Genomic DNA, 10468 nt, shown 5'->3' with positions numbered 1-10468 from the left:
CTGCCGAGGCTCCCGAGTACGTCCAGTACGCAGGAGCCCCGGCAGCGCGCCGAGGCACGGCACCGGACGACGCGGGCCTGACCGGCAAGATCTGAAAGAGGCGGCCTAGCCCCCGGTCAGCGGATTGTCCAGCTCGGCCCACTGATCGCCCGGCACCCCCGGGCTCAGCCGCATCAGCGTCAGCGCCTTGGTCGGCAGCGGCCCGGTCAGCAGCGCCCGGGTGTCCGCGGTGGACGGCAGCCCGGGTGCGGCCGCCGCCAGATCGGCCGCGAGCGCGGCGGCCGAACCGGCCGTGGAGCCGAGCGCCCCCGCCACCAGCGAACCGAAGAGCTTGCGGCGCAGCAGGGTCACGTCGTCGGTGATCAGCCGCCCCGACAGCGCCGGCGCCGCCAGACCGTGCCGGGCGAGGCGGGCCGGGCTGATCCGGATGTCGGCGAGGTCGCGGTACACGAGCCGCTGCGGGGTGCCGTCGGCGGACAGGACGACCATCAGGTTCTGGCCGTGTGCCTCCAGGGCCACCCCGAGATCCAGGACGCGCAGGCACACCGACAGTGCGAGGCGGGCGAAACCGGCCCGCCAGGCGTCGGAGCGCGCGTACGGGGTCAGCGCCAGGGCGGCCACGGGCAGGACGCGCTCGCCCGCGCCCCGGTCCGCGTACGCCTCGGGCGGCTCGCGGAGCACGGCGGCCAGGTCCGGGGTGCCGGCGGTGACGGCGCCCAGGGTGCGGGTGATGTGCAGGCGGCCGTCGAGCCGCTCCGACAGGCTCTGGGCGAAGGCGGAGACCGCGGCGGCCGTCTCGACGGAGTAGACGGAGATGTCCCGCACGGAGGAGGTGAGGCGGGCGCTGAGGGCGGTCTTGATGTGCGGGCCGCCGTCGGCGGAGGAAAGGGTGCGCAGGGCCATCAACGGGTGCGCGGCGGGCCCGGGCCGGAGCTCGTGCCCGTATCCGTGCCCGTTCCCCGGCCCCTTCGCCTTCCCCTTCTCCCTCGGGTCCCCCTGCTTCACCACGTGCTCGGCCTGCCAGGGATGGACCGGTACGAGGATCCGCCCGGCCTCCCGCCACCGGTCCGGCCACTCCCCGGTCACCCGGCACTCCCCGGCCCGTACGACGGCCAGCCCGAGGGTGACCACGGGCCGGTGCTCGGGTGCGTACGCGAGCTGCTCGGCCACGGTGAAACCGGGGCGGGAGCGGCAGTTGGGATGGTACGGATGGCCGTCCACCACCCGCTGTTCCCACTCCCAGGCGGCGAGGTCCTCGGCGTCCGGGCCGGCCGGCTGGCCGGCCCGGGACAGGGCGAGGGAGGCCGTGCTGTCGTCGAGCTCGGCGGCGAACTCCTCCCCGTACGGCAGCCCGAGCGCCGCCACCAGCAGGGAGGCCCGCCGGTAGGGGCGGCCGTCGAGCAGGAGCTCGGTCACGGGGGGCGCGCTCGCGCGGACCGCGGAGAAGGTCGTCGCGTACGGGTCGGGGAGGGGGCCCTCGAGCCGGGAGCCCGAGGCGAGCCGGAGCGCGAGCACGCCGGAACCCCGCTCCCGGTGGGTGATCCACGGCAGCGGCTCAAAGGCGAACGCCCGCCACAGCCGGGTGAGCACGGCACCGCGCGCGCCGGGGAGGGCGGCGGCGTACGCGGACCCGAGGCCGTCGGGGCGTGCGCCGATCGGGCCGACCGGTCCGGCGGGTGCGGTTTCGGACAGTCCGGCCAGCTCGGCGGCTACGGTCTCTTCGGCCGCGGTGGCGGGGAGGTGCATGCTGGGATCCAGGGCCCCGGTCCTCTCGGATGACGTGATGATCACTTCATCATCGCGGATACTGAAGATCACGGCCGGTGGTACGCCCCGCGCACCTCCGGCGCTCCGGATGGACCGAATGGAATCCGTGGACCTCAACGCCGCCGACAACGCCGCCGACAACGCCGCCGACACCCATGCTGCGGCCCCGCTCCTGAACTGCCTCCTGCGGGAGGCCGCCGAACCGGTCCCGCTCGCCGGGGCCGGGGGAGCAGGGGGATGCGCAGGTTCCGCGGGGGACGGCTGGCGCGCGTACCGGCTGTCGGGCAGCGGGCGGCTGGTGCGGGTGCGTGCCGGGCGCAGGCCCGAGCGGCCCGAGTTGGGGACCGGGGCCGGCTGGCATCCGCTGTCCCACACCGAGCTGGTCAAACTCGTCTCCGACGAGCTGCGCCAGTACACCGGGGTGTCCAACGACGAGCTCCCCGTCGAGATCGCCGACAGCCGCGAGACCATCGCCGCCCTGCTGGCCGCCCGCGCGGCCACGCCGCCGCCGGCGGACCCGTACGTCCGGTCCGAACAGTCCCTGGTCATGGGGCACCCCCACCACCCGGCCCCCAAGGCCCGGGGCGGCGGGCCGGCCAACGGCTGGCTGCCGTACGCCCCCGAGGCGTACGCCCGCTTTCCGCTGGCCTTCCTGGGCGTGCGCGAGGACCAGGTGGTGGAGGAGGGCGGGCCGGCCGCGGCCGATGCGGTCGACTCGCTCGCGGAGGCGCTGGGCGGGCCGCGCCCGCCGGCCGGCTACCGGCTGCTGCCCGCCCACCCCTGGCAGCTCGACCTGGTCGCGGGCAGGCCCGCCGTCCGCGAGGCCCTCGCGGACGGGAGGCTGCTGTCGCTGGGCACCGGGCGGGTGCCGGTCTGGCCGACGGCCTCGATCCGGACCCTGTACGTGCCCGGCGGCGCGGGGAACGGCCCGGGGAGCGGCGCGGCCGGCGATCTGTTCGTGAAGTTCAGCCTCGACGTGCGGATCACCAACGACGTGCGCCGACTGTGGCGGCACGACCTGCTGAAACTGCGCCGCACGGACGCGGCGGTCGAGGCAGGCTTCGCGGAACTGCGCCGGTCCGGATCGGTCGCGGCCTGGCTGCCCGACCGGGGGTACCGGACGGCCGCCTTCGCCTTCGAGGAGCTCGCCGTACTCGTCCGTGACGGCCTCGCGGCGCACGCGGAGCCCGGCGTCACCCCCTTGCTGGCGGCCGCGCTGGCGGAGGGGTACCCGGGCAGCCCGCTGGCGGGAACGGCCGACCCTGCCGCGTGGTGGCGGGCGTACCTGCGCCAGGTGGTGCCGCCCGTGCTGCACCTCTTCGCCCGGCACGGCGTGGTCCTCGAAGCGCACCTCCAGAACACCCTGGTGGCCGTCGACGCCCAAGGCGTGCCCGCGCAGGCCCTCTTCCGGGACGCGGAGGGCGTCAAACTCCTCCCCGACCTGGACCGGGACGCCGCCTGGCAGCGCCTCGTCTACTGCCTGGTGGTCAACCACCTGACCGAGGTGGCGGCCGCGGTCGCGGAGAGCCACCCGGAGGCGGCCGGGGAGCTGTGGCCCGCCGCCCGTGCGGAGTTCCGGCGCTTCGGCGCCGCCCACGACCTGCCCGAGGTCGCTGCGCTGCTGGCCGCCCCGAGCCTCCCGGCCAAGACCAACCTGCTGCTGCGCTGGACCCGCGCGGACGGTGCCGACTCCCGCTACCTGCCGCTTCCCAACCCGCTGCGGCCCTGAGGGAGCGTGCGGTTCCGGCCAATCAGGGTCCGGATACCGGATCCCCCCTCACCGACAGGTATAGACCAATGCTACGTTGGTCGAGCAGACCGCGCAGTCCTTGACCTCCCGTCAGAGGAGAAGCCATGCCCTCCCCTTCGCGGGGCGGCGGCCCGGCCGCCATGCCCAAGTACCAGCGGATCGCCGCAGCGTTGCGGCGCGAGATCGACCTCACCGCACTCACCCCCGGCGCCCGGCTGCCCTCCGAGCGCACCCTCGCCGCCCGCTACGAGGTCAACCGGCAGACCATCCGGGCCGCCCTCCAGCACCTGAGGCAGGACGGCCTCGTCGTCACCGGCCGGCGCGGCACCCGCCCGGCGTTCCCGGTGCCGGCGCAGCGGCCCCCGTCGGCGTTCCCGGCCGGCCATACGGCCCCGGGCTCCGCCCGGGTCGCGGCTTCCGCCTCCGTGCCGGCGGCCGAAGCCGCCCCCGCTCCGGCGGCCACGCCGACGCCGTCCGGGGGCCCCGCCCAGGCGTGGCTCACCCTCGTCACCCTGGCTCCGGCGCTCGCCGAGCAGCTCGGCATGCGGGGCGGGGAGCAGACCCTGGTCCACCACCACCGCGAAAGCGGCCCGACGGGCCAGACCCGGCGGCACGCGGTGACGTACCTCTGTCCCCGCACCGTCCTGCGGACCCCCGAACTGTCCCGCTACCGGGACCGCCTGGTGGCGGGCGTCCGGGACGAGGACCTGGGTCCCCTGCACCACTGGCTGGAGGGTGCCGCGCGGGCCGGACGGGTCGCCGAGACCATCACCATGACCCGGACCAACTCGCCCCAGGCCGCCACCCCGGCCGGCGGGCTCACCGTGCGCCGCACCCTGCACGACGCCGCCGGCCTGCTGCTCGCCGTCACCGATCTCGCCTTCCCCACCTGGGACCGGCTGACCTTCGACCGGTCCGCGGCCGCCATCGGCTTCCGGGTGACGTAACGGGCGTAACGGGCGCGGCGGGCGTGGCAGGCAGGTCCGGTCGGGGGTCGGACCGGGCCGGGCCGGGCCCGTCAGGGTGAGGCCGGGCGGGGTGGCCGGGTGATGCGGCGGCGGGAGCGGGTGTCGGCGTGGACCCGGCCTGTGCGGACGTGCGTTCGTACGCGCATGATCATCTCTCGTCTCGGCCTGGCCACCGGGCTGCTCGCCGCCCTCTCCGCCACCGCCCTCGGCCTGCCGCCCGCCCTGGCCGCCGCGCCCGCGCACCCGACGGCAGGGCCCCCGCCGCCCGGCCACGTCCTGCGCAGCCACACCATCGACCTCGACCTGGCCGACTACCGCTGGCTGTGCACGGACCAGCCCTTCGGTACGCCGCGCAGGCACACCTTCAGGCCGTTCTCCGACACCTCCCTCGAGGTGGTGGAGTCCGGCGTGGAGCGGGACCCCGCCGGGGGCGCCGTCAAATGGAGCGGTGAGGTCGTCAAGGTCGACGGGCACCCGGTCGAGCCCGGGGTGCACCGCCGGGTGGTGCTGTCGACCACCGGAGTCTGCGACCCCGGAGCCACACCGGTCACCGTCGGTGTGGACGCCCTCTTCGACCTGGGTGCGAGGGCGTACCGCATCGCGCAGCCCCGCAACGAACCGGGCCGGCTGCTGATCACGGAGGAGGACCCCGACCTCCACGTCAAGCCCCCACAGGACGACGCGGATCCGCAGTACGAGAACCCCGACCCCGCGGTCATCGCGGAGGCGCGCAGGCAGTTGATGAACCGCGCCGCCTCCGCGGGACCGGTCGTCATCGACATGGTCGTCGGATACACCCCGCGCGCCGAGTGGGGGATGGGGGGCGAGGAGGCGATGCTCGCGCGGATCGCCTTCGCCGAGACGAGCATCAACCACGCCTTCGCCGACAGCAACATCAAGGCGAGCGTGGACATCGTGGCCACCTACAAGGCGAACTACCACGCCCCGGCGGACCAGGAGACCGCGCCGGTCGTCCACGGCCTGCTCTCCAACCCGAGGGAGCCCCGGCTGGGCGCCCCGGCCGCCGCGCTGCGCGAGCAGTACGGCGCCGACCTGGTCTCCCTGATGATCGAGGTCCCGAACGGAACGAGCAGCGGGCAGGGCAACCTCCCGCAGCCGCCGAGCGAGAAGACCGACGACCAGGCGTACTCGGTCGTCGACTACCGGACCGTGGCGCTCTGGTACAACTTCGGCCACGAGGTGGGCCACAACCTCGGGCTGTGGCACGACCGCACCACCCTGGACGAGCAGGCGGGCGGCGCCGACTACCGCCCCTACCTGACCACCCCCTACAGCACCGGCTACGTCACCCCCGACCGTCGCCACCACACGCTGATGGCCTACTCCTCGGCCTGCGGCGGGCCCTGCACGGCCGTCAACCAGTACTCGAACACCGAGAACACCTGGGACGGCCAGCCGCTCGGCGACGCCTACAACAACAACGCGGCCGTCGCCCGGATCACCACCCCGATCGTCGCCGGCTACCGCGCCCCCGCGCAGCTCCGCCGGAGCCACGCCCTGACCCTGGGCGAGGGGCTGCGCCCCGACACCTGGGGCCCGTACCGGCCGGGGACCTCGATCAAGGTGACCGCAACCCCGCCGCGCGGGTACCGGATCGCCGCGTGGGAGCTGGACGGGCAGCGCTACGCGATCACCGCGAACCAGGTCAACGTGACGATGGACAAGGCCCACGACCTCAAGGCGGTCTTCGTTCGCACGTGACCGCCCCGTGCAGGACGGTCACGTGCAGGACGGTCACGTGCTCGTGTGCACGTCCCCGGTGGTGGTGGAGGTGATGACCGCCCGGCGGCCGAGGTCGCCGGGCGGGATCCCCGGGTGGTGGCCTCCCGGCCGGCCCGCCCCCGGGGACACCCCCAGGGCCAGGCGGGAGACGATCCGGTAGCGGTCGCCCCGGTACACGGAGTGCACGTACTCGACGGGCCGGCCGGTGGAGTCGGTGGTGAGCCGCTCGATGAGCAGGGCGGGGGAGAGCAGCGGGACGTCCAGCAGGCCCGCCTCCCCCTCGTTCACCACCGTCGGCTCGATGGACTGCTGCGCCTCGTGCACGTACACGCCGTGGTGATCGCGCAGGTGCTCGTAGAGGTCCCCGGCCTCCAGCTCCGCCGGGGTCAGGGCCGGCACCAGATCGGCCGGGATGTGCAGGTGCTCGATGGCCATCGGAGCCCCGTCCACCAGCCGCAGCCGGGCGATGTAGAGCAGGCTCGCGCCGGGGGAGATGCGCAGGCGGCGGCCGATCCGGGCGCCCGCCTGGACGGTGGAGTGCTCCAGGATCCGGCTGGACCAGTGGCCGGCCGCCTGCCGCATCGCGAAGGCCGCCTCGTCGGCGGCCAGTTCCTGGGTGATCTTGGCGGGCGCGACGAACATCCCGCGGCCGTGCTCGCGTACGAGCAGTCCCGTGGCCACGAGCTCGTCCACCGCCGCGCGCAGGGTGGGACGGGAGACCTCCAGAGAGGCGCACAGGGTGCGCTCGGAGGGGATCGCGTCGCCCGGCCGCCGGATGTCGATGAGCCCCAGCAGGTGCTCGCGGACCCGTTCGCGCTTGAGTACGGATCCTGACGAGTCGGTTGCGTCCTTCGTCATGGCCCGCCCCCATTTCTCTCTGCTCACCTGTCCAACTGGTCATGTGCATCTAACCACTCGGGGAGGCTGCGGCGCGAGGAGTCCGGTGAAATTCATCGGCCCGTACGGGGTTGACGGCGCACTCGGGTCGTGTCACCTTCTAGCCACTCAGCTAACCAATTGGTCAGTTGGTCAACTCCACTCCTCCCTGGATGAGTTGACGGAACAGCCAGGTGAGGAATCTCAGAGACCGTGACCGCCGCCGCCGCTTCCCTCCATCCCGACCTCGGGCTCGTCCCGCGCCCCGACTCGGTCACCGCCCTGCCCGGCCGCTTCACCCTGGACCACCGCACCGGGCTGCGCACCGGCCCCGGCGCCGAGGCGGCGGCCGGCCTGCTGCGCGAACTGCTCACCCCCGCCACCGGGTTGCCGCTGGCCCCGGACCCCGACGGGCGGATCACCTTCCTCCTGACCCCCGGGGACCCGGCCCCCGGGGGCCTCGGCGAGGAGCCGCTCGGCGCCGAGGGGTACGTCCTCACCGTCCGCCCCGACTCCGTCCTGCTGCGCGCCTCCCGCCCCGAGGGGCTGCTCCACGGGGTCCAGACCCTGCGCCAGCTGCTGCCCCCCGAGGCGCTGGCCGCCGGGGTACCGGCCGCCGGTGGTGCGCAGCCCCGTACGCCCGCCGCCGGCTGGTCGCTGCCCTGCGTACGGATCATCGACCGGCCGCGCTTCGCCTGGCGCGGAGCCCTGCTGGACGTGGCCCGTCACTTCCAGCCCGTGGCCTACGTACGCCGCTTCGTGGACCTGCTCGCGCTGCACAAGCTCAACGTCCTGCACCTCCACCTCACCGACGACCAGGGCTGGCGGATGCCGGTCGCGGCCTACCCCCGGCTCACCGAGATCGGCGGCCGCCGCGCCGAGAGCGAGGGGGACGGGATCCCGCACGAGGGCGCCTACACCCACGAGGAACTGACCGGGCTCGTCGCCTACGCGGCCCGGCGCGGGGTCACCGTCGTTCCCGAGATCGAGATGCCCGGCCACGCCCGCGCCGCCCTCGCCGCCTACCCCGAACTCGGCAACCGGCCCGGCGTCCGGCTGGAAACGTGGACCCGCTGGGGCGTCTGCGAGAACGTCTTCGGGGTCCACGACGCCGTCCTCGACTTCTGCCGGAGTGTGCTGGACGAGGTCGCGGACGTGTTCCCCGGGCCCTACGTGCACCTCGGCGGCGACGAATGCCCCCGCGCGGAATGGGAACGCTCCCCGGCAGCCCGTGCCCGGATCGCCGCCGAGGGGCTGGCCGGCCCGGGCGCCCTCCACGGCTGGTTCCTCGGCGAGGTCGCGGCGCACCTGGCCGGGCTCGGCCGCCGCCCGCTCGGCTGGACCGGGACCGGTACGGAACTCCCCGCCCCCTTCACGGCCCTGGCCTGGCTCGACGCGGACCACGGGCGGGCCGCCGCACTGCGCGGCCACGACGTGATCATGACCCCGTACCGCTCCACCTACCTCGACTACCCCCAGTCCGCCGACCCCGGCGAACCGCGCGGCCAGAACGGCGGCGTGCTCGACCTGCGCGGCGTCTACGACAACGAGCCCGCCCCCGCGCACTGGGAGCCCGAGGCCGCGCGCCGCGTCATCGGCACCCAGGCGCAGCTGTGGACCGAATACGCGCGCACCCCGGCCGAGCTCGAATACCTGGCCTTCCCGCGGCTGTGCGCCCTGGCCGACACCGCCTGGTCGGCGCACCGCGACTGGCCGGACTTCCTGCGCCGCCAAGGCCACCACCAGACCCGGCTCGCCGCCCTCGGCGTGCGCGGTCGACCCCTTCCCTCCCCCCACCCCGAGAGGAACGCAGTATGAGCACCCCGAGCCACACCCCGACCCACGCCCCGAGCCACACCCCCGTCCGCAAGCGCCGTACGGCCGTGGCCCTGGCCATCGCCCTGACCGCCGGTCTGGTCTCGGCCGCGCTGACGGCCCTGCCCGCCAACGCCGCGGCCGACTCCGTCAAGGTCCAGTACCGCACCAGCGCGACCGGGGCCACCGCCGACCAGGCGGAGCCCTGGTTCAAGGTGGTCAACAACGGCTCCGCCGGCGTCGCCCTGAGCCAGGTCTCCTTCCGCTACTACTTCAAGGCCGACGGCCCCGACACCCAGTACCGGTACGCCTGTTCGTGGGCGGTCAAGGGCTGCGCCAACATCACCGGCACCTTCCACACCATGGCCACCCCGACGGCCACCGCCGACCGCTACCTGGAGATCGCCTTCACCGGCGGCGCCGGCAGCCTCGCCCCGGGAGCCGACACCGGCGACATGCAGTTGCGCTTCTACCGCGCCGACTGGCAGACGCTGCGCCAGTCCGACGACTACTCCTTCGACGGATCCCGCACGGCGTACGCCGACTGGGACAAGGTGACCGCCAAGCTGGGCACCGGCACCGTCTGGGGCACCGTGCCCGGGGGCAACGTCCCCGACCCGACGCCCACGCCGACCCCGACCGACCCCACGCCCACCCCGACCGACCCGGGGCCGGCCGGAGCCACCCTCTTCGACGATTTCACGTACACCACCTCCTCCGACCCGGCGATAGGGGCCCACGGCTGGAGCGTGCGCTCCAACGCGGGCGGCCCCGGGGTCCCGGGCGCCACCTGGGCACCTTCGAGCGTCACCTTCGCGGCCGAGAGCGGCAACACCATCATGAACTTGGAGACCTCGACGGCCGGCACCGGCGAGAGCACCAAGCACACCGAGATCCTCACCAAGGCGATGAAGTTCAAGAACGGCACGTACGCGGCGCGGGTGAAGTTCTCCGACGCCCCGAAGTACGGCCCGGACGGGGACCACCTCGTGCAGACCTTCTTCCCCATCAACGACCTCAAGGCCCCGATGGCCGACGACTACGCCGAGTACGACTTCGAGTACCTGCCCAACGGCGGCTGGGGCGAGCCGTCGAACATCCTCTACACCACGTCCTGGGAGACGTACCGCCCCGACCCGTGGGAGGCCGTCAACCAGCACACCGAGTCCCGGATGAGCTACGCGGGCTGGCACGACCTGGTGCTCACCATCGACAACAACGCCATCACCTACTACGTCGACGGCCAGGTCTTCGGCACGCACGACGCCAAGTACCTGCCCGAGCGGGGCATGTCGATCAACTTCAACCAGTGGCTGATCGACCTCAACGGGCAGTCGGGTTCGACCCCGCGCGCCTACGACCAGAAGGTCGACTACGTCCTGCACGTCAAGGACCAGCTCCTCACCCCGGCCCAGGTTGCCGCCAAGGTCGGCGGCTACCGCACCGCGGGCACGGCCTTCGTGGACACCGTCCCCAACGGCTGATCCGGCCAACGCGAACGCCGCGGGTGGGCCGGGCCGCGGGGCGCCCGCCCCAGCGCCCCCCAGCA

The 10468-nt window shown here is 74.2% G+C and carries 7 protein-coding genes; 5 read left to right on the top strand and 2 right to left on the bottom strand.

What is annotated here, in order from left to right; genetic code table 11:
* Positions 1 to 105: 105 nt before the first annotated feature.
* Positions 106 to 1746 (bottom strand): IucA/IucC family protein, encoded by a 1641-nt coding sequence (locus ACFVX6_RS39625; protein ID WP_389699440.1) that lies wholly within the window; start codon positions 1744 to 1746, stop codon positions 106 to 108.
* Positions 1747 to 1864: 118 nt separating this feature from the next.
* On the opposite strand from ACFVX6_RS39625, the gene ACFVX6_RS39620 reads away from it, so the two are divergent.
* The 3 genes from ACFVX6_RS39620 to ACFVX6_RS39610 all read left to right on the top strand — a co-directional run bounded on the left by ACFVX6_RS39620 (position 1865) and on the right by ACFVX6_RS39610 (position 6207).
* Positions 1865 to 3496: an IucA/IucC family protein gene (locus tag ACFVX6_RS39620; RefSeq protein ID WP_389699441.1), complete on the top strand. Its 1632-nt coding sequence runs from the start codon at positions 1865 to 1867 to the stop codon at positions 3494 to 3496.
* Positions 3497 to 3621: 125 nt separating this feature from the next.
* Complete coding sequence (locus ACFVX6_RS39615) at positions 3622 to 4464, top strand: GntR family transcriptional regulator (RefSeq protein WP_389699439.1); 843 nt, start codon at positions 3622 to 3624, stop codon at positions 4462 to 4464.
* Positions 4465 to 4629: 165 nt separating this feature from the next.
* Positions 4630 to 6207: a M12 family metallo-peptidase gene (locus tag ACFVX6_RS39610; protein ID WP_389699438.1), complete on the top strand. Its 1578-nt coding sequence runs from the start codon at positions 4630 to 4632 to the stop codon at positions 6205 to 6207.
* 33 nt (positions 6208 to 6240) lie between these two features.
* Here the strand turns inward: ACFVX6_RS39610 and ACFVX6_RS39605 are convergent, their stop codons facing one another.
* A complete protein-coding gene (locus tag ACFVX6_RS39605; RefSeq protein WP_389699437.1) occupies positions 6241 to 7086 on the bottom strand; it encodes a GntR family transcriptional regulator in 846 nt (281 codons plus the stop codon).
* Positions 7087 to 7317: 231 nt separating this feature from the next.
* On the opposite strand from ACFVX6_RS39605, the gene ACFVX6_RS39600 reads away from it, so the two are divergent.
* Positions 7318 to 8922, top strand: a complete 1605-nt coding sequence (locus tag ACFVX6_RS39600; protein ID WP_389699436.1) for a beta-N-acetylhexosaminidase — start codon at positions 7318 to 7320, stop codon at positions 8920 to 8922.
* Complete coding sequence (locus ACFVX6_RS39595) at positions 8919 to 10403, top strand: cellulose binding domain-containing protein (RefSeq protein ID WP_389699435.1); 1485 nt, start codon at positions 8919 to 8921, stop codon at positions 10401 to 10403. Before ACFVX6_RS39600 ends, ACFVX6_RS39595 begins: the two co-directional genes overlap by 4 nt.
* Positions 10404 to 10468 lie beyond the last annotated feature (65 nt).

Source organism: Streptomyces sp. NPDC058289 (assembly GCF_042880975.1).
GTDB classification, from domain to species: Bacteria; Actinomycetota; Actinomycetes; order Streptomycetales; family Streptomycetaceae; genus Streptomyces; species Streptomyces stoeckheimensis.
The sequence above is the reverse complement of the archived record's forward strand: the minus strand, read 5'-3'. Positions and strand labels throughout refer to the sequence as shown.